Genomic DNA, 20,436 nt, shown 5'->3' with positions numbered 1-20,436 from the left:
TCTACCTTTAACTCTGGAGCGAGAGCGATGAAAAAGCTAATGATGTTCGTATTGCTATTGCTCGGCTTAGCGTGTGCTGCCGGAGGCTATTACTTGTTTATTTATAAACAAGATGAGGTGATAGAGGAGCCCGTTGAGGTCGTTGAAGAAACGCCGGCAGTAGAAGTCGAAGAAGAGGCTCCTATTCTTGACTTAGAATCGATGGCACCGCGAATCAAAGAGTATTACGTCTCTGAGCCGCGAATCGGTGTGCGAGAATCGCGTAACGAAGATGCGTTTGCCGAGCGAGAGCTGTTTCGAGCAGAGAAGGTCGTGGTTCTAGAAGAGCTAGAAGGGTGGGGACGAATCTCCGCTTACTTCGTTTATCATGAAGGTGGCGATGAAGTCGCGGAGTGGGTGAAGCTTGATGAGCTTCAAGAACAACCACCAGAAGTCTCCAAAAAAGAGCGCTATGAGACCATCGCTCTATCGATTCAAGGCTCAGACGATTATCTACAATACAAAGACGATCTCACCAAATACTCCGATCAATTGATTGAACAAAAGACCTGCGACCTGCTCGATTTTGAAGAGAGCGATGGGTGGATGCGTTCGATTAACTACCCTGACCGTCAAGTTTACTTCGTTTATTGTGGCGGCCTTCGCCCTGCCGATAAGGTTTATCTTGATGTTTTAACTGGGGAAATTTTCTATCCCTAATTGCCTCTAGACAAGTATCACCAAGTTCTGAGTGACACTCGGTTTGAATACAGCCCTAAATGGGTATTTCTATGCGTACTAAATACGTTATTATGTGCGTATTTCGACATCATCCCTCTTCGTTGGTAACAACGAAATGTTGATGAGCGCAATTTTTCGAAATAGTGGCAGAGCAAGTGTGAGTGAGTTCCATGTTTGTTCACTGATTATCACCGTAGTCAGTTATGCCATATTTTTATTGTCTAGAGTTTTGCCCTCGCAGGATAGCGAGGGCATTTTTTTAAGACGAAGCGCGCAGAACACAAAATAAGATAACAATGTCGTTGGCGACATACTCAGCCAAGGAAGGCAACTCTATTTAGTAGGAAGGTATGTAGCGCTTATTTGAGATGAGCGCTACATTGCGATTATTTACTCTACGACTTCTTCCAACACATCCCCAGTCGAACCCGTTGGCAAAGTAATCTTCAAATACTGCGAGATTGTCGGGGCAATATCATAAGGGGTTACCTCACGCGTAACGCGTTGACCTTCCATTCCCATGCCGGCGAAAATAACCGGGACATAAGTGTCGTAGCGCCACGGTGAACCATGCACTGACGCGACTTTTAGACCATCGAAGTCATTGATGTAGACGTTCGGATCGTAAACCACATAGATGTCACCTGAACGAATTGGGTGATGGTTGTTGGTGACGAGTTGGTTGATGCGAGTGTCAGCCAGTTGGCCTTTCATGATGTCATTGGCAGTGATGGCTTGGTCGATACCATCAATGTTTTCAAGAGCTCGAGCGATAACACTTTGTACGTCAGCCACACTATGGCCTTTTGACTCGATCAACTCGTGATTTAGGTAGAGGTATGGGTCGGCGTATTGACGCACGACATCCTCACCTAAGCCAAAGCGTTTTTGTACTGCTTCAAACACGCCCGATTGCTTCATCTTTTCAATGCCGAAGTAGTCGGCTTTGCTGCCGCCTAATGCATTGACATAACCAGGAACATCAGGAGCACCATGGTCTGCAGAAAGCACAATCAAGGTGTTGTCTAGGCCGACCGTTTTGTCGACATGTTTAAACAGATCTTCGAGCGTGCGATCAAGACGGATTAGATTGTCTTCCGCTTCAATGCTCGATGGGCCGTACATATGAATCACATAGTCAGTCGCTGAGAAGCTCACCGAGAGATAATCAGGGTAGTCACCTTGACCAAGGTTTTCGGCATCAATGACTGATTTTGCAAAGTCTGCGACAATTTCATCACCGGCTGGGCTCAAGCTAAGCAATGTTGTGAAGTATTTGAAATCTGCTGGGCCATATGGGTGAGGGAAGCTACGGCTGAAGTTGGCAAGATCGACCTTATATTCCACATCACCATCTCCGGCGAAGAGGTATTGCTCTTGAGGTAGAGCCAGCTCCCAGCGTTTACCGCTGTATTGCTGAGTGAAGCCTTTGGCGTTCCATTCGTTGACCCAGCTTGGATTCTCATCATAGTAGTAGTTACTGGTGACAAATGCGTTTGCTGACTTTGAGAACCAAAATGCTTTGCCTAACTCACCACCTAGTGAGACTGCGCCTCGGTCTTTAAATGACACAGAAAAAGCTCGAGATTGGCCGTGGTAAGCTTTGACAATTTCATCACCAATGGTCGAGGTGTGGATGTTGGCAGGAGAGCGTCCGTCGCCTTGCGCTGCGCGCTGAGTTGAGTCGATCTCAGTCGATTGGTCAACACCACCGCCTGAGCTAAGCAGGTTGTAATTTCCATCTTCGATATTGTAAACCACACGCTCTTGTGTACGGTCATACCACAGGTTGCCTACCATGCCATTAACAGCGGGTGGCGCGCCCGTAGCAAGAGCGGCATGACCCACAATGGTCTCAGTGTTCGAGTGTTGGTAATGCGCATTGGTGTAGTGGATGCCATCATCAAGAAGGAGGTTAAAGCCGCCTTCTCCAAAATTGTGCTTAAAGCGGTCAGGCAGATCACCACGCAGTGCATCGACGGTGATTTGAAGGACAAGTTTAGGTTGGGCTTGTTCGGCAACTGCCGCTTGTGGAGCAAGCATAATGCCGAGAGCAAGTGAACTTAGGGCAAGTGGCTTCATGTTGTTATTATTCCATTGTTAACGTTGTTAGAGGGTTCAGGCATAGGCTGAACCTGCTGATTAAACGGTCGGATTATTTCATAATAGAATGAAACTTGAGCAAATAGGGTCTCATCAGGCATTAGACGTGATATTTAGTCTAAAGTATGGCGAATATAGTCATTGCCAAGATCTTCAGCTCGAGTGCTGGTGATCCAGCACTTAACTTCTACAATATCGCCGTCATCTTCTCGCGTGTACATATTTGAGACTTCATATGGTGGGATAACCGCGACCGAATCAATAGCAACGGCTTCCTCATCTTCCGTAAAGGCGACACAGCGCACTTTCACAGCTTCTTGGTATGAGACTTTGATGCGCCAGTGAGTGTCTGAGAGTGGTTGAATGTCATCTCCAGAGATCACGAAAGGTTGGTTTACGGCTTCCTTCTGACTGTCGTCACTTTGCGCCTTCGGAGCGGCTAGGGAATAGCTTGATGTAAGAGCTGCAAGTACAAGTAGAGAAGTCGAGTATTTCATTCATTATCGCCTTTTTAGAGAAATCACTAATCTCTCGCTACGATACGGATTATTCCCGCGTAATTTAACTAGGAATATCCCTAGTTAAAAACACGCGAACAGCCGTAGTTAGTTGGGCATTTGTGCTCGTAATTTCTCGATTACATAAGCCGGTGCGTGCTGTTCAAGCGCCTCTAAGCAGACCTCACTGTTGGTATGTCCATGTCTGACGTAAATATCACACACAGAGTAAAGGTGCTCAGACGAACCTGATAGCATGTATGCTGTTTCAAATGAACGTATCGACTGATTAATATCAATAGGCTCTTGAAGCACACCGTTGAGGAACCAATAGTAACTGTTGTCTGGTGATAATGTGGTGGCTTTCTCCATCTCTTCGGCTGCCACCGTTCGTTTTTCTAAGCGCACGAGCGCTAAAGATTTCGCATAGTGAAAATCACCATTTTTAGGTAGAGCTAAGATCGCTTGGTCGAGTATATCGATGGCTTCTTGGTCTTTGTTTTGGGCGCGATAGTTGTCAGAGTAGTTCAACCAGACCTCTGGACGCTCGGCTGCGGTTTCGAGTAGTTTGGCATACGCCTGTTCTGCTTTCTGGTGCTCTCCTGTCCAGCGCAGCGTATCGGCAAGCATAAGTTGTGACTCTAAGTCTCTCTGTGAGGGGAGAAAATAGAGCAGTTCCTGAGTCGCTGATGAGATGGTATTACGTTGAGCCGTGTCGAGTTGCGCATAGTCTGGCAACAGGCTCATCACGGCCGACAGGCGCACAGATTTAACTTCATCACTCAGTAGCGGCTCAAGTATCTTCCAGCGGTGAGGGAGCTGATAGGGTGCAGCACCGATGATTGCGGCTTCTCGCAATTGTGCATTGTCATCTTTGAGTGCTCTCGCAACCGCGACCAGGCCATTTTGGCTAGGGTATTGCCCTAACGATCTCAGGGCTTGAGCTCGCTCGTCAACAGGCAGCCTTGTATCTTGTGCTTGATAAGAGAGCTGGGCCATATCCGCCATTGGCTCTTGCTGTTGCTCGGGCGCTCTATCAAGACTTTGCGGTATTGAATCAGTCGATTGAGCAGCGCTCGCAAAGGTGAGCAAAGTGGCGACACAAAATACGAGGGTCTTTTTCATTTCAATCTCACTTAAAACTTTGTTTGGTAGTGTGGGGCGGCTGATGATGAGTAGTATTTACGCATCTCACTATCGCTGTATTTTCCATGTGCCACTGGGTGACCAGTTTTTCTTAGGATATACGCCATAGATTTATCCACATGGGCAAAGAACTTGTGCCAGCCAGCGCACAGGTAATTAAGGCCTTGCTCACCATCTTTGGTGGTGATGAAACGGTTCTTTGGGCACTCTCCGTGACAGGCAAATTGATAGTCACAGCTTTGGCACTGCTTAGTGAGTGTGCGTGATTTATCAAAGCCAAATTTTTGTTGCTGGCCGCTGAACGCAATATCATCGAGTTTTTGGTGGTGGATGTTGCCCACTTTGTATTCTGGGTAAACATAATGGTCACAGGTAAACACATCGCCATTTGGCTCCATCGCTAAGCCTTTACCGCATAGGTCACTTAAGGTGCAAAGCGGGTTTCTTCGGCCCATCCAAGCTTCTAAGCTCGCTTCAAAATACTGAACGAAGACTTTACCTAGGTCATTGCGAACCCATTCATCAAAAATGGTAATCAGGAAGTTACCCCAAGCATGATCAGAGACACACCATGGTTCTACAACCGAGTTTGAATTGCCCGGAATTAATCGTTTGTCACCCTGTTTAGGTTGCTCTTCCGCTTGCCAGTTTTGTGGTGCTGTTGTACGAAATGACTTTTGCTCTACGATAGGAATAAACTGCACCTGCGGCGAACGTACCTCATCACGTAAAAAGCGGTAAATCTCAAGCGGGTTACGACTGGTAAGGTTGTTAACGCAAGTCAAAGTCGCGAAGTTGACGTTATATTTATGCAATAGCTCAACGGCCGCCATGACTTGTTTGAAGGTGCCTTTACCCGCCTTATTGGTTCGATAGGCGTTATGCAGCATTTCAGGACCATCAATACTTAAGCCCACTAAGAAATTGTTGGTCGATAAGAATTGGCACCATTTGTCATTGAGCAAGGTGCCATTCGTTTGCAAGTCATTAGAGATGGTAACGCCTGCTGGTTGGTATTTCTTTTGTAACTCGACAATGCGCTCAAAGTACTCCAATCCGAGCATTGTAGGCTCTCCACCCTGCCAAGAGAAAATGATCTCCGGGGTATTTTGCGCTTCGATATACTGGCGAATATAGGCTTCTAACATCGCATCGTCCATTTGAGGAGAGCAGCCTTTTTTATACTCAAGTAAATCTTGTTTGCTCAGGTAGTAACAATATGTGCAGTCAATATTGCACACCGCACCAATAGGCTTTGCCATCACGTGCAGTCGTTTTGACGCTTTACCATTGTATTGAGGACCTTGAGAGAGCAGCATAAGAAACCTTTAATCTTTGATTCGACCTTTGCATGATAAATTGCACCACGCTCCGTTACCCGTTATACGAGATATAACCAATCGTCATAGCCATAACTGATAAGCTACGCCTATCTGATAACTGTTCGATAAGAGGCGTATTTATGCTGACCCAACATAGAATCTTATTCCCTGCTGCAGTGGCGGCATTACTAGTGTTGTCTGGGTGTGCTGTTCAACCCGAACACCCTATCGCTGCGGCGATTAATAGTGAAATGGTGTTGGTGGAAGGAGGGACTTATGTACGAGGCTCCGACTCTGAAGATGCATCCCATGCAGAGCGCCCAGCACGTGAGGTGAGTGTTGATAGCTTTTACATCGCGCAGTTTGAGGTGACTCAAGAGCTGTTTAATAGTGTTATGGGCTCATCAATGAGCTTTTTCCAAGATGACCCTCAGGTCCCAGTCAATAACTTAAGTTGGCAACACGCGGTCTATTTTGTCGAGCAGTTGAATGAGCTCACAGGAGAAAACTATCGTCTGCCGACAGAGGCAGAGTGGGAGTTTGCTGCAAACGGTGGCAATTTGAGTCAAGGCTTCACTTATTCGGGATCGAACGATATCGGCGATGTCGCTTGGTATGCAGATAATTCAAACAATCGCGCGCACCCTGTCGGTCAAAAGCAGCCAAATGAGCTAGGGCTATATGATATGACAGGCAATGTGGGCGAGTTTGTGATGGACTCTTTCGATGATACTTTTTATCGCTTTGGCCCAGTAGACAATCCCGCGAATATCAGAGATGAGGCGAGCCACCTTGCACACAAATCGGTTCGAGGCGGTAGCTTTGCTTACGAGCCGGAACTCTCTGAAAATTATCGTCGTGACTTTGCTTCTCAATCCATCATTATGTCAGACATGGGACTGCGCTTAGCAAAGGATGCTAACTAAAGTCGAGGTGCTTGGCGGTGTTGCGTATTTGATCTCTTAACCACAAATGCGCGGCATCATGATTGCGGCTAGGGTGCCAGATTGAACAGACTTTTTGAGGTGGGATATCAAATGGTAAATCATGCACTTGAAAATTGTGGATCTTCTGACATTCAAAGGCTGTTGAGGTTGGAAATAATGCGAGGTAGTTCGATATTTTGACGACAGGAATGGCCTCTAGTACGCCAGGAGCACTGTAACTGATTTTTCGTTCTTCTATTGGTTTCAATTTTAGGTCGGAAAGAATGTGACGGCGATTGTGCCAACGAGACATAGCAATGTGCTCTTCTTGGTAGAATTGCTCGATGGTTAACTCTCCAGGTTTAATTCTCGGGTGTCCTCCCCGGCAACACACTTTATATGTTCCCTCCAAAACGACTTCGGTTTTTAACGTTGTTCGCCCTTGAGGCTCTAAATCTAGCACCAAATCATACTTTCCTAGACGTAAATCTGACTCATAATCTTCTGAAAATAAAGGGTGGATATCTAATGAGATATTCGGTGCCACTTGGTGGATGTTAGCAAATACTTCGGGTAGCAAATGATAGGATATCGATGATAAACACGCGATAGAGAAGACCCGATTCGATTGCTCCGCGGCAAAGTCTCGGGAAGAGATAAGAGTCGATTTGTAGTTTTGTAGAGCAGCAGCCATAGCTGGGTAGATATCCGCTGCGAAACCCGTCGGTTCGACACCTGATGCTGAGCGGTTAAAGAGAGGATCTTGGTAGACGTCACGTAATCTCGATAGTGCTTTACTGACGGCTGGCTGGCTAATCTCTAAACGTGTTGCCGCTCTGGACAGGCTTTGCTCTTCATAAACGGCAACAAATATAGGGATTAAGTTCAGCTCATTGTTTTTCATCAAATTAACTCGTTATATTGTGACCACACTCTATCTAGTTAATGTTAACGAAATTACAGTCCATTAGATAGCGGCTTAGCAAAACACGCCATCAATTAGTGATGCCGAGACAGGCCTTTGAGCATTTTGGGTAATCTAAAACCCTGGCGCAGTGCACTGCGGTTTCTATTTATTGAAACCCTTCGCCATATCTGTTGTGCGCAGTGTTTATTTGTTTCCTGAGTCTGAAAGTCACTCGCTTGTTTGACCCATTGCGAGTTATCAGAAAGGTCATTAAGCGTGTCGCTCTGATGGTTTCGCTTTGCTCGTTGATAGGCGAGTTTTCTGGCTTGCCCTAGCTCTTTTTTGTTTATCGCGAGTGCAAATTGCAGCGCCTCAGGCAGTGGATGCCTGCTGTAGTAGCGATAAGTCAAACTAACGGATAGGCTAGCCACAACAATGAAGAGTGTCAGAGCTATGATTTGACGCCAATATTGAGTCATGAAGGAAGACCATGTGTGGGACACTTGCAGGATTTTTCCTTCTATTTTTAAGTGCTCAACGCGTTTCGATTCAGGATTCCACCACAACACTTCATAGTCAGGCAGGACAAACTCTCCCCCTTGTTGCAGAAGATAAGTTTGATGCTCGGTACGACTTGAAAAGTAGCGTCCGCGCACCTGGTCATCAGTCAGTTGATTTGGGGACGAGTATCTTTGGTAAGCTTGGGTCGAGTGGCTTGGTAGTATGCTGGGCAGCAAAATGGAGAGTGAATCGCTTGCTTTTAAGGTCACGGTTCGGCTGACGCTGTCACCAACGGAGAGTTGTTGGCTCTGTTCATCTTGAAAGACGAGTTGCCACTCCTGTTCACCGCTCACACTTGAAGCGGTGAACCACTGTGACGACTGCGTGAGCTGTGCATCCGGTAGGTGCGCCTCAAAAGAGAGAGGGGCGGTATACAGCGTCGCGTACTTGTTGCCACCGGTGCGCGACGAGAAGGCGACCTCTACTCGGGTTGGAGGAACCGTAAACTGACCACTTTGCAGTGGATATAGGGTGATTTCCCATTGCTGCTTGGCCCATGTTTGCCCTGAGCGACGCTCCGTGAGGTTTATCGCAAACGCATTGCGTTGCATGACGATGGCATGATTGATTTCTGGCAATGAAATTTGCGTACCAGCAGTGAACCAGCGTGGTGTGGCAACTTCAATGACCATCACGACTTGCTCTTTTTGAGCAACGACAAGAGGCCCTTGATTAACATCATCAGACTTGAGCCATGCACGAATCTCTATTTCTGGGTGTTGCTGAGAAGGCGTGATCGTGTTCGCTGATGCGGTATTTTTGCAGCCTAGCGTGGTAACAAAAAGGGTGATGAAAACCAGAAGATACTTATTTATGTTCATTGGGATTCGCCTGCAGTCGGTTGTTGCTCTAGTTGCAGATAAAACTTATTTTGTAGAAAGAGTGAAGGGTCAGATTCAATGCGATCTAACCAACGCTGTGCAAGTGCTTCGCTACCAAGAATCTCGTTGGCATTGAGTGATTCCTTCATCAATAACTCTTCAGTAACCGTCTCTTCTGCGCCTTCACTGGTTTGTGGGTTGTCACCAATTTCAAATGACTCTTCGGCACCATCGGTCGTGTTCATTTGGCTTTCACTATAACGTTCAACCTCTTCGATTATCGCTTTGACGGCGGATAGGTTCTGCTCCACCTTGAGCCTTAGGTTTGAGTCGAGGTTTGGTTTTTCACTCAGTTGTTGCAGTAAGTTGCGAGACGCAAGGTATTCTCGTTGGCGCGCCAGTGCCATTGAAGCATAAAGGTCGCCTAGATCAGAGTCAGCGGCCATGAATGCATGATGTGCTTGTTGGTAGTCTCGACCATAGTAATAAGCCACCCCTTGATAAATAAGGCTTTCGAATTGATGAGCCGCTTGTAAATATTGACCACGGTTCATCAACCGTTGACCTTGCTGATCTCGTGTCATCCACAAATCCCACCACCATTGCTGCCACTGAGTCGGTGTTGCGACTTTTGTGGCTTCTATGCTGGGGACGTCCGTAGTTTGTGCATAGGCTGAAGGGCTAACTAGGTAACTAGGCAGTCCTAGGGCGATCAAGACTGCCCACTGAACAAGCCAACCCTTGCGGAACCAAAGCAGCGAAAGCAGAGCAATTGGTATCAGAAGGGCATAGCCCATATCTTTCCATGGCATTTTATTATCGCCATTTAATTGCATGTTACGCTCAACGAGTCGGGTAACTTGTTCGATATCTTTATTGTCGACAGATAGATGAACAAGGTTTCCACCTGCCTCACTGACCAGTCTTGAAAGGTCAGCATACCCTGTCGGATTGCTTGATGTAGAACTAGGTTGGCCGATCGCGAGCACAACAAGGGAGTGAGACGTCTGTTGAAAAAACTTAGCAAACATCTCTATAGAAGAAGCGCTTACCCCGTCAGAAACAAGCACTATGGTTGCACCAGTATCATCGGGCAGCAAGGTGTTCAAGGCAGAAAGGCTCTGTTCAACGCGCTTCCCTGAGACCGGCATAATTGTAGGTTCAATCGCGGTTAAGAAGGGAGCGAATACGCTTTGGTCGTAGGTCATTGGCATGGCGACATGTGCGCTTCCAGCAAACGCGATGAGTGCATTTCTTCCGCCGGATCGATACTCAATCATATCCATGATTTTGTGTTTGGCTCGGTCTAAACGGCTCGGTGGAACATCTGTCTGCATCATCGAATGGCTTACATCGAGCAGGAAGACTACCTCTGCTTTATCCTCTCCAAAAGGGGAGACTTCACGTTGCCAAGTTGGGCCGGCACAGGTGATGATCGCAATAGTGATTGTCGCGCTTAGCACCTTTAAAGGCAGTTGACGCTGCCAACCTGTTTGCTTGATAGTCAACGCTCGGCGCAGATGGGGTGGCAGTGTGGTATGCCACTCCTCTTTGGTGTCACTTTTCCAGCGAATCGCAATTAGGACAAAAGCGGGGAACAGCGCAATTAGCCATAGTGGTCGAATAAAGTGAAATTGTGAGAAAAATAGTGACCAGTTTTGCCAATCAAACATGTTTTTCTCCTTGGGCTTCACGGTAGCTTGCTTGGCGTGATTTCCCATAGCGCAGCAGTGTGGCTAGCGTAAATGCACACAGATATAGCACGACAACAACACCCAGAAGATAAGCGTGTAAACTCTGTTTTGGCCAATAGGTTTGGCTTTCATAAACAAGCGGTTCTAGCTGGTTAATTTCGTCATAAGCGTCAACGAGCGATTCTCGGTCGAGCGCCTCATAAGCTTGACCATCAGTGATGTTGGCGATCTGCTGAATAACCTCCATATCGAGTGCTTGTTCGCCGACTGTGGTTGGGTCGCCCATTGCGATGACATACATCTTAATGTCCTTGGCTGCTGCTACTTTGGCTGCCTCTGTAGGCTCAACAAAACTACCCGTGTCGTTGCCATCGGTGAGAATAATGGTCACCTTATCGGATTCGGCCTGATTATCTTCAAATGACTTAATCGCTAATCCCATAGCATCGCCAAGGTGAGTACTTGGCCCCGCCATTGCGACATCCGTTTGATCGAGCAAGGCTAACCATGCGTCCTGATCCGAGGTAAATGGGGTTTGTACAAATGCGGCATCACCAAACAGAATCAGACCGAGGCGATCCCCCTTCCTCTGCTGCGCAAAATCGCGCAACACCTGCTTTGCTGCGTCTAGACGATGAAGAGTTGTTCCGTCTTGTTGTTGAAAGTCGGTTTCACCCATAGAGCCAGAAAGGTCGAGTACCACCATAATGTCACGCCCCTCAAGCTGACGTGTTTCAGGTTCACCAAGTATGGTCGGCTGGGTGAGGGCAAAGACAATCAATACCCAACTTAACACTAAGGTACCGCGTTGCCACCACTGTGGGGTGAGTAGGCTCGCTCCTTTTTGTGGTGGCTCACCAAGCGCCTTTACGATCAGTTGAAAAAAGGGAATTTTCACCACAGATTGCTGAGTTTTGTAAGCCGGGGCGAGCCAAGTGACTAAGACAGGCGCAGGTAATAGCAACAGCCACCAAGGGTAGATAAACTCAATATTAAATATCATCATGACTAAAGGCCTTATGGTGTTGCAGCCATGAGCAGCAGTAGGATTTTAGTTGCTGTTTTTGCGGAGCAGTTAATGACACTTGATCGCTGACGAGAGTGTGGGTCCATGCATTTTGAAGCTGCTCTTCTAATGACTCAGAGTGATAGAGTGCGAGAGCAGTGAAGAATGTGTCACCAAATACATGGTTGTTTTTGGATGATAAGTGGCTTAACACGACTTTCATAATATAGAAAAGCTCGCGACCGTAGTGCTGATTGTCGCCAGAGAGGCTGTCAATAGCCTGCATCGCTTCGCGACGGTAACGATTTAGATACCATCTACTTAAGCGCTGATAGGCATAAATCAGGGTCAGACACAGCAGTAGCACAGCGAGTATTTTCCAACCCAGTGTTTGCGGCATCCATGACACTTGAGGCAGAACTTCCACATCAACGAAGTAACGAAGGATGTATGTGCTTGGTGGTTGATGGTTCATTTTTTGTAGCCCCCGACATACTGACCAAACAGCTTGATGTGATCGCCTTGTGTAGACAAAGCGACAACGGGAAGGCCTTTGGTTGCGATTAGGCGAGTCAGTTGGTGTGACGTGTCATCGAAATTGCGTTTTAATGCATGATTGATGGTTTGTCGCTGCGTTTCATGCGCGAGGCTAAACTGGTATTCACCATCTCCGACATGCAGTGTATTTTCAATAAGATTTTTTGGAAGCTGTTGCTCCAAAGGGTCGGTTATGATGACCGGAATTACATCATTGCTGCGCTGCAACTGATGGAGGCGATCAACATCCTTAGGTGACGCATCTTGCCAATCACTGACGATAAAAACTGTTGAACCATGAGTCTTGTTGCGAGTTAAGTGGTCAATGAAGTGTGAAAATGACTGCTGACTTCGGGCGATACCTTGCGCGTTGAGCGCTTGATTGGTTTGAGCAAGCGTCTTGAAGAAAGCTAAAAGAGTCGATTGGCTACGGGTAGCTTTGTTCACACGACATTGAGCATCATCCATTAATAGGAACGACACGCGATCGCTTTCTTTCAGGGCTCGCCAGCCGACTAGAGCGGTGATCTCACTCGCGACTACCGATTTCATAACATTCGTTGATGCAAAAAACATCGAGCTGCGTTGATCAATGCAGACGATGACGTGACGATCTTTTTCTTCTGTGTAGCCACGAACGTGCGGCTGACCGGTTCTTAAAGTCACTTTCCAGTCGATATTACGAATATCATCACCAATCTGATAGTGACGCAACTCCTCGAAATTAAGCCCGCGTCCACGCAGTTTCGAAGAATGACGTCCATCGAGCTTTGAGCCAATACGGCTATTCGGTAGCAGATTGAGCGTATGGGCATAGGCTTGTATTCGTACCAGCTGTGCGTAGTCCGTATAGAGTCTAGCATCATGTGGGACGGGGGCTGGAGAGCGAGTTGGCTTGATCATATTTCGTCCATTTAGCCGATCATAACATGGTCAAGAAGCTCATTGATGACATCCGTGCTTGTGACGCCATCAGCCAGCGCATCGTAAGAGAGTGTGATGCGATGACCTAGTACCATCGTAGCGATCGCTCTGATGTCATCAGGTAGTACATGATCACGCCCAGCAAGCCAAGCGTGAGCTCGTGCACACTTATCCATCGCGATGGAAGCTCGAGGGCTCACCCCAATCTCTATCCATTGTGCAAGACGCGATTCTGGGTAAGCGTGAGGCTCACGCGTTGCCATTATGAGGTCAATGAGGTAGTCCTCACAGAGTTCGGATATTTCGACAAGGTCGACTTGGGCACGAGCCGCAAAAACGACTTCTGGAGACAATGACGCTGAGTTTGATGAGGTTGAGTTTGTGTTTTCAGCGCGATCTTCACCGCGAACCAAGCGAATAATAGCTTTCTCAGCTTTAGCATTAGGGTAGCTGACATCGACCTTGAGCATGAAGCGATCCATCTGCGCTTCAGGAAGCGGGTAAGTCCCTTCTTGCTCTACAGGGTTTTGCGTTGCGAGCACCATGAACAGTTCAGGCAGTGGATGGGTTTTTCCACCTACGGTAATGGTGTATTCCGCCATGGCTTCTAGCAATGCCGCTTGCACTTTGGCTGGAGCACGGTTGATTTCATCGGCTAACACTAAATGATTAAAGATAGGGCCGGGCTGGAAGTTTAGTTGTGGCCTGCCATTGTGCTCTTGATAGGTTTCGCTCCCAGTGATATCTGACGGGAGTAGATCAGGTGTAAACTGAATTCGACCGAAGTTTACAGTGAGTGCATCCGCTAAGGATTTTACTGCTCGGGTTTTGGCCGTACCGGGTAAGCCTTCAAGCAAAATATGTCCTTTGGTCAATAAGCCTAAAGCGAGTGCTTTGACAACATGTTCCTGACCAATAACGTGTTTTTTGACTTGTTCAGTGATGGAGATAAAAGCCGGGTGTGCATCAGTCGAGAGGGTCATAGAAGGTTCCTAATCTAGCCTGTGTATGCATGAGATTGTATCAAGTATAAAAATAACTATTGGTTATACCGTTTATCACAGATATTCCCCCAAATTGTCGACATTCGAGGTAATACCGACGAGTAGGAGTGATTTACATTGTTAATTGCTGGCTGTTGCTACGTCCGTAGTGAGAGGTTCGTCACTCTCATGTGGGATAATAACTTTTGGTTATAGTTCTTATAAGCGGAGTCCCTGTTTTAAGTGCGGTTAAATAGAAAGGTAAACACAGAGTTCTCCTGCTGGACATCGTTGATAACGGCTTGGATTACTTTGTTTCTCTTTTCACAACGTCTTTTCGGAGTCACTATGGCAAACGTACTGAGCAAGGTCGCAGTAAGCGTCGGTGCACTAGTTACAGCTGGTGCAGCGGTTGCCGCTGATAAACCTAACATTCTCGCTATCTGGGGTGATGATATTGGTATCTTCAATATCGGTGCATACAACCACGGCATGATGGGATACGAAACACCGAACATTGATCGCATTGCAAATGAAGGTGCAATTTTCACGGATCATTATGGTCAACAATCTTGTACCGCGGGTCGTGCTGCGTTCCTTACGGGCCAAGAACCGTTCCGTACGGGTCTTTTGACGATTGGTATGCCAGGCTCAGATCACGGTATTCCTGATTGGGCACCAACTATTGCGGATCTTCTGAAAGAGCAGGGCTACATGACCGCTCAATTTGGTAAGAACCACATGGGTGACCAAGATAAGCACCTTCCTACTGCACACGGTTTCGACGAGTTCTTCGGTAATCTTTACCACTTGAATGCTGAAGAAGAGCCAGAAACATACTACTATCCAAAAGACCCAGAGTTCCGTAAGCAGTTCGGCCCTCGTGGTGTAATTAAGTCAACCGCTGATGGCAAGATCGAAGATACTGGCCCAATGACGCGTAAGCGTATGGAAACGGCTGACGAGGAGTTCTTAGAGTCGTCACTTGATTTCATGGAGCGCGCAGTTAAGGCGGACAAGCCATTCTTTATCTGGCACAACACAACCCGTATGCACGTTTGGACACGTCTACAAGAGAAGTACCAAGGTGCTTCAGGCGTTTCTATTTACGCTGACGGTATGTTAGAGCACGATGACCATGTTGGTGTGCTGCTAGACAAGCTCGACGAGCTAGGTGTTGCTGACAACACTATCGTTATCTACTCAACAGATAACGGTGCAGAAACAGCAACATGGCCTGATGGCGGTGCAACCTTCTTCCACGGTGAAAAAGGGACAACATGGGAAGGTGGCTTCCGTGTACCTCAGCTTGTTCGTTGGCCTGGCGTTATCGAACCAGGTACAAAGATCAACGACATGATGTCTCACAAAGACTGGATCCCTACGCTTCTTGCAGCAGCGGGTGACGACAAAGTCGTTGAGAAACTGAAGTCTGAAAAAGGCGCTCGTTACAACGGTAAGCAGTGGCGTGTACACCTAGATGGTTACAACTTCTTACCTTACTTTGAAGGTAAAGCAGAAGAAGGTCCACGTAATGGTCTTCTTTACTTCTCAGCAAACGCTGAGCTAGATGCAATCCGTACTGGTGATTTCAAAGTTCAGTTTGCTCACATGGAAGGTAACATCTCTGATGGTGTGCGTTTCCAAACTAACTGGCCGTCAATTGTTCACCTACGTGCTGACCCATTCGAAAAAGCACCGCACGAATCTGGTATGTACATTCGTTGGATGGCAGATAACATGTGGCTATTCGTACCAGCTGCTGGTCAAATCCAAGAGTTCCTAGCAACGGTTCCTGATTACCCATTCCAGTCAAGCCAAGTGCTTAACCCTGGTATGTTTAACCAGAACGTGATGATGCTACAAGGCCGTCTACAGCGCTTAGAAGCCGCTGTCGCTAAGTAATTCATCTAATTGGTCAAAATAAAGCCCGAAGGCAGCGATGTCTACGGGCTTTTTTGTTTGCTTGTCAGAAGAAGTTAGGTTGGCTTCTTGGTGTTTAACGGCTGTAATCGGTAGCGCTGAATGTAGCCCTGTTTAAGTTCCTGCAATAACCCCCTGACTAAGCGAGTTTTATCAACAGCCCATTGACCATTGCTGTCAAAGCGGATGGTTGAGCGGGTCAAAGGGTGTTGTCGAATGTCATAAATCGCTTGCTGAGCCAGCCAAGAGTAGATGACTTTTGGCAACTTGTGTTGTGACGACATCGTGACTTTGGCAATCAATGTTACTTGCTGACTGAGCGGGTGCTGTGCGATGTGTCGCTGTTTGCGCCTTGCTCTTTCGGCTACCCTCGATATTATGGGTTTAAATCGCCAAACAGCAGCCAGTAGTAACAGTGAAAGTCCCAGGTTTCTGCGCTGCACAAGTAACCACTCCTTACTTTCCGAAATCCAAATCTCTAGCTGTTGATCCCATGGCAAAGGCGGTGCAGGGTTTACTTGAACTTTAATCGCATTGACTGTCGCCGTTTCGACTTGTTGAGTCTGGGTATTCCACCATTCCAACGTCATTGCCGGTAAGGAGTATTCCCCTTGTGTCGCGAAGCGATAGTGAACATCCGTTGACCTTGTTCCTGTCATTTCGGCACGAAAACTGTCGGTGGTAGCGCGGCTGCTTCCGGTGCGAATTTCAACCCCTTCAATCTGCTCTACAAAAGGTAACTCAGCAATATAGTGGCCGGGCAAATCGGTGACACTGAGAGTGATCGTTCTAGTAACAGCGCCGCCTTCGGTGATATTGGTGTCACTTAAGATCTGACGAGCATTCATACTCGGTGCTGCGATTTTTCCTTGGGCAGCTTGAGGTAGGGCTTGCACATCGATACTGAGCGGGGCGGTTGGAATCTGTTGTGCTTTATCGCCGCGACCCAACTGAATATTGACACTCGGTAGGGTAAATTGGCCGGATTTTGCTGGATACAGTTCGAGTTTCAGTGCGGCTTTTTCTACTCGCTGTCCATTCTCTATTGGGCGAGTGTATTGCCAAAATGTGGTGGTCTGTTCGAAAAAAAGATCACTGGCACTGATCGATTCAACACTAAGTACATCAGTGATTGGTGTGTCGCTGATGAGTTCAAGAAATACCGTATGACGCTGCCTCTCTATCAACGTTTCTGAGCCGAGAGCCCAGCGTGCGCTAAGGCCAACGTTATTTAATGGTGTTGAAGCCGCTTGAAGCGATGCCATGGGTAGCAGGCATAACACAAGTAACACGAGCAGGTGGCGAAGCGTATTGGCGAGTGTGAACTTAAAGAGCATTATGGCGTCTCCTGTTTACTGGATGCCGGCGGCAGGCTCGGTTCACTTGACTGCTGCAGTTGAATGGCAAATTTATTGCGCAGAAAAACTTCAGGGCTGGATTTAACCTGTTCTAACCAAATCTTTGTTAGGTGCTCCTCGGCCATTAAGTCGGCACTGTTGATCACCTCTATCTTGTCTTCTGGCTCTTCAATACCCATGTCTTCTTCGAGCGTTGAGATAACGTCTGCCGTCATGTCTTCACCAGCGGTCCCTTGCCCTTGAGCGCGCTCGGCCATGAGTTGGAATATCTCCTCTAAAAGCGCGAGGTTTGCGATGGCTTGAGGGTGTGTTGGGTCGAGGTCTAACACTTGCTTAAACCACCGCTCAGAGGAGCGGAAGCGGTCGATGTGCAAGTAACTTAATGCCACGTTGAAGCGCTTGTCGACGGAGTCGGGTTGGTTGTTTAGCATGGTTAGTGCCCACTCCCACTGCTCGTTACGCATCAAAGCTTCAATCTTCCATTCAGGGTCAGTGAAGCTTTGAGCAGCACAAGCGTAATTTCCCTGGCGGTAGTACCATTGGCCTTGTTGATCAGGCGTGAGAAACCAGCGCATGAGCATCGAATCGCAGGTGTTATTTGAACTTTGAGTGTTAGCGTATGCAGCTGGCGAGTGAAAGCCGCTCATTGTGACAACGGCTATCAGTACCGAAGGCACCCATTGGATGCTCCAACCACGGCGAAACCATAATAAGCTGAGTATCAGTGTCGGAATGACAAGATAAAAACCGGCTTCTTGCCACTCAATATCTTCATCAAAAGGGTCAAAGTAACTGAAGCTGTTAATCCAACGCATAATTGTCGTGACATCACTGTTGTCTGGTGTGTTTTGCAGCATACGAATCCCAGAAGGTGGACTCATGGTCTCGTTGTAGCCAAATTTCCAAATCAGCAACTGGTGATTGTATTGATCATTGAAATGATCCAGTGCTTGAATCGCGCTGTTGTCTAAGCTGTCAGTGACGACAACGATACTCGCAGGAACGGTGTTTTCACTGTGTTGCTGCGCAAGTTGTGTTAATACAGCTTCGAGATTTTTTCCTTGGCGTGGTACCAGGTTGGTGGAAAGTGCAGAAAGATAGAGCTCAAATACCTCACGATCTTCGGTTGGTGGGATCAGCATGTGAGCACTTCCCGCATAAACGTGAGCACCAATAAGACCGTCAGTTTTCACCTCGAGCAGTTCAGCGATTTTGAGTTTACTGTTCTCTAACCGGCTCGGAGCAATGTCAGACTCTCCCATGCTTCGAGAGAGATCCATCACGAAGATAAGTGGCGACTGATTTTTTGCATGTGAGTCTGGTTCTGGCTGCCAAGTTGGGCCTGCGATGGTAACGATCATCAGAGCGAGACAAAATGGCAGTATGTGCCTTGGGGCAAACCATCGTTGTTGATGCTCTCCCGTGTGCAGATAGGGGAGTAGATGATCAGCTATTGGGAGCTTTTTTTGCTCTTTTTGTGTCTGCTTAATCACCATGAACAATAAGGCCAATGGGATAAATAGCAGCAATAGCCAAGGACGAATAAAGTGAAACTCAGCCATGTAAACCTCCTTTGCGTCGCTTTTGCGCCGCAATAAGCAGCATGATCAGATTGAGAATAACCGCAACAGTCAGTGGCCAATAATAAAGCTCAAACTTTGGGCGTATTGTGTAGCTATCGAAAAGAGTCTCTTCTAACTGATTAAGCGTGGTGTACACCTCTACCAGATCATCACCATTTAACGCCGTAAATACTTGCCCCCCCGTGTAGTTGGCGATGCGTTCTAACATGTCAAAATCGATACCTTCTTCTCCTACATTGGTAGCATCACCAATGGCGATAGGGTAAATCGTAATATCGTGCTCCCCAGCGAAGTGTGCGGCATCGATAGGGGGATATTTGCTGGTGGTATCGCGACCATCCGTCATCAAAATCAGAACCTTATTATTAGCCTGTGAGTGCTCAAAGTGATTGACGGCGACCCCGATAGCATCGCCAAGTGCCGTTCCGGCACCTGCCATCCGTACGTCCATTTCACTTAGTAACTGAGAAATAATGGTGAAATCGTCAGTAAAAGGGGCTTGTAAATAGGCTTCGTCGCCAAACGCGATTAAACCAATTCGGTCGCCTTCGCGTTGTGCAAGAAAGTCATTGAGCAGCAGTTTGACACCATCGACCCGGCGCACTGCAATCCCCTCGGGATCAACAAAATCTCTTGCCTCCATTGAGCCTGATAGGTCAACCGCGACCATCATTTCTCTGCCGCTCTTCTCGATAGCGACGGGCTCACCTAACCAAACGGGTTTGGTTGCTGCGATAACCAGGCTTAGGTACGTGAGGCAAATGAGTATGCGTTGCCACCACAAAGGCGTGATCACGACGGCACCACTGTTGGGTTGTGTGCCTGTTACTTCAATCAGTTTGTCAAAGTGGCTAAAGCGCAAAGCGATTTGTCGTGTTAGGTGCTTAGGGCTGAAAAACATCACCGCGGGCAGCAAGATAAGTAGCCCTAACCATGGGTAACTAAAACTTAGCATGTGATCTCCTCAAACCATTGATGGATGGCCTGCTGCGTTTCGGGTGTGAGAGTTGGCGTAGATTGGTAACTGGCCCTGAATAATTCAATGATTTGTTCAGGGGTTATCTTTGCTCCCTCTTGACTTGCGATGAAGTGAGCGAAAGCGGCGCTATCAAGCGTACCGAGTGACGCGTGTGGCCAGTGTTGGTTAGCCAACTGTTTCATCAACTGTGCAAGTTTTGCGTACTGGTGCTGCTGTGAGTAACTCACGTAGTAGGCATGCGCCTCACGAAGATACGTACGCTTGAGATATCGATGATAGCGATACACTGCGTATGCCAAAGCACCTGCAATCAGTGCTAGGGCGATCATTTGCCAAGCAAAGGTTTGTGGAAACCACGAGACGGCGGATGGGGGAGCTATCCACTCTGCACGTTTGACTAAGTGGCTGCCAAACTCAACAATTTGGCCTTGATTTGCAGTTGTCAT

The 20,436-nt window shown here is 47.5% G+C and carries 18 protein-coding genes; 3 read left to right on the top strand and 15 right to left on the bottom strand.

The features are described from left to right. Positions 1-27 precede the first annotated feature (27 nt). Positions 28-699 (top strand): hypothetical protein, encoded by a 672-nt coding sequence (locus QWZ05_RS05715; RefSeq protein WP_264875961.1) that lies wholly within the window; start codon positions 28-30, stop codon positions 697-699. A gap of 411 nt (positions 700-1,110) precedes the next feature. Here QWZ05_RS05715 and QWZ05_RS05710 read toward each other — a convergent pair whose 3' ends face one another. The 4 genes from QWZ05_RS05710 to QWZ05_RS05695 form a co-directional block, all read right to left on the bottom strand. Continuing rightward, positions 1,111-2,802, bottom strand: a complete 1,692-nt coding sequence (locus QWZ05_RS05710) for an alkaline phosphatase family protein (RefSeq protein WP_290297181.1) — start codon at positions 2,800-2,802, stop codon at positions 1,111-1,113. Between the two features lie 134 nt (positions 2,803-2,936). Then, on the bottom strand, positions 2,937-3,320 hold the full coding sequence (locus QWZ05_RS05705) for a hypothetical protein (RefSeq protein ID WP_264875959.1): 384 nt from the start codon (positions 3,318-3,320) through the stop codon (positions 2,937-2,939). A gap of 108 nt (positions 3,321-3,428) precedes the next feature. Next, a complete protein-coding gene (locus tag QWZ05_RS05700; RefSeq protein ID WP_290297179.1) occupies positions 3,429-4,445 on the bottom strand; it encodes a tetratricopeptide repeat protein in 1,017 nt (338 codons plus the stop codon). A gap of 11 nt (positions 4,446-4,456) precedes the next feature. Further along, complete coding sequence (locus QWZ05_RS05695) at positions 4,457-5,785, bottom strand: anaerobic sulfatase maturase (protein WP_290297177.1); 1,329 nt, start codon at positions 5,783-5,785, stop codon at positions 4,457-4,459. Positions 5,786-5,928: 143 nt separating this feature from the next. Here QWZ05_RS05695 and QWZ05_RS05690 point away from each other — a divergent pair, with 143 nt between their 5' ends. After that, positions 5,929-6,714, top strand: a complete 786-nt coding sequence (locus QWZ05_RS05690) for a formylglycine-generating enzyme family protein (RefSeq protein ID WP_264875956.1) — start codon at positions 5,929-5,931, stop codon at positions 6,712-6,714. Here the strand turns inward: QWZ05_RS05690 and QWZ05_RS05685 are convergent. The 7 genes from QWZ05_RS05685 to QWZ05_RS05655 all read right to left on the bottom strand — a co-directional run bounded on the left by QWZ05_RS05685 (position 6,707) and on the right by QWZ05_RS05655 (position 14,147). After that, positions 6,707-7,618 (bottom strand): LysR family transcriptional regulator, encoded by a 912-nt coding sequence (locus tag QWZ05_RS05685; protein ID WP_264875955.1) that lies wholly within the window; start codon positions 7,616-7,618, stop codon positions 6,707-6,709. The genes QWZ05_RS05690 and QWZ05_RS05685 overlap by 8 nt on opposite strands. 95 nt (positions 7,619-7,713) lie before the next feature. Beyond that, positions 7,714-9,003: a hypothetical protein gene (locus tag QWZ05_RS05680; protein WP_290297174.1), complete on the bottom strand. Its 1,290-nt coding sequence runs from the start codon at positions 9,001-9,003 to the stop codon at positions 7,714-7,716. Next, positions 9,000-10,676 (bottom strand): vWA domain-containing protein, encoded by a 1,677-nt coding sequence (locus tag QWZ05_RS05675; RefSeq protein ID WP_290297173.1) that lies wholly within the window; start codon positions 10,674-10,676, stop codon positions 9,000-9,002. Before QWZ05_RS05675 ends, QWZ05_RS05680 begins: the two co-directional genes overlap by 4 nt. Beyond that, entirely contained in the window at positions 10,669-11,703 is a 1,035-nt protein-coding gene (locus QWZ05_RS05670; RefSeq protein WP_290297172.1) for a vWA domain-containing protein, read from the bottom strand. Before QWZ05_RS05670 ends, QWZ05_RS05675 begins: the two co-directional genes overlap by 8 nt. Continuing rightward, a complete protein-coding gene (locus QWZ05_RS05665; protein WP_290297171.1) occupies positions 11,690-12,178 on the bottom strand; it encodes a DUF4381 domain-containing protein in 489 nt (162 codons plus the stop codon). Before QWZ05_RS05665 ends, QWZ05_RS05670 begins: the two co-directional genes overlap by 14 nt. Next, the gene (locus QWZ05_RS05660) at positions 12,175-13,143 is read right to left on the bottom strand and encodes a DUF58 domain-containing protein (RefSeq protein ID WP_290297170.1); all 969 of its coding nucleotides are present in this window, start codon (positions 13,141-13,143) and stop codon (positions 12,175-12,177) included. Before QWZ05_RS05660 ends, QWZ05_RS05665 begins: the two co-directional genes overlap by 4 nt. Positions 13,144-13,154: 11 nt before the next feature. Next, positions 13,155-14,147: an AAA family ATPase gene (locus tag QWZ05_RS05655; RefSeq protein WP_290297168.1), complete on the bottom strand. Its 993-nt coding sequence runs from the start codon at positions 14,145-14,147 to the stop codon at positions 13,155-13,157. Between the two features lie 348 nt (positions 14,148-14,495). On the opposite strand from QWZ05_RS05655, the gene QWZ05_RS05650 reads away from it, so the two are divergent. Further along, positions 14,496-16,052, top strand: coding sequence for an arylsulfatase (locus QWZ05_RS05650; protein WP_264875948.1), 1,557 nt, complete (start codon positions 14,496-14,498; stop codon positions 16,050-16,052). A 74-nt stretch (positions 16,053-16,126) separates the two neighbouring features. Here QWZ05_RS05650 and QWZ05_RS05645 read toward each other — a convergent pair whose 3' ends face one another. The 4 genes from QWZ05_RS05645 to QWZ05_RS05630 are packed head-to-tail and all read right to left on the bottom strand — an operon-like array spanning position 16,127 to position 20,436. Then, complete coding sequence (locus QWZ05_RS05645; RefSeq protein ID WP_290297165.1) at positions 16,127-17,407, bottom strand: hypothetical protein; 1,281 nt, start codon at positions 17,405-17,407, stop codon at positions 16,127-16,129. Continuing rightward, complete coding sequence (locus tag QWZ05_RS05640) at positions 17,407-18,990, bottom strand: VWA domain-containing protein (RefSeq protein ID WP_264875946.1); 1,584 nt, start codon at positions 18,988-18,990, stop codon at positions 17,407-17,409. The genes QWZ05_RS05645 and QWZ05_RS05640 overlap by 1 nt, the downstream gene beginning before the upstream one ends. Further along, the gene (locus QWZ05_RS05635; RefSeq protein WP_264875945.1) at positions 18,983-19,966 is read right to left on the bottom strand and encodes a VWA domain-containing protein; all 984 of its coding nucleotides are present in this window, start codon (positions 19,964-19,966) and stop codon (positions 18,983-18,985) included. Before QWZ05_RS05635 ends, QWZ05_RS05640 begins: the two co-directional genes overlap by 8 nt. Then, positions 19,960-20,436 (bottom strand): DUF4381 domain-containing protein, encoded by a 477-nt coding sequence (locus tag QWZ05_RS05630; RefSeq protein ID WP_290297162.1) that lies wholly within the window; start codon positions 20,434-20,436, stop codon positions 19,960-19,962. Before QWZ05_RS05630 ends, QWZ05_RS05635 begins: the two co-directional genes overlap by 7 nt.

It is taken from the genome of Vibrio agarivorans (assembly GCF_030409635.1).
Taxonomy (GTDB): domain Bacteria; phylum Pseudomonadota; class Gammaproteobacteria; order Enterobacterales; family Vibrionaceae; genus Vibrio; species Vibrio agarivorans.
The sequence above is the reverse complement of the archived record's forward strand: the minus strand, read 5'-3'. Positions and strand labels throughout refer to the sequence as shown.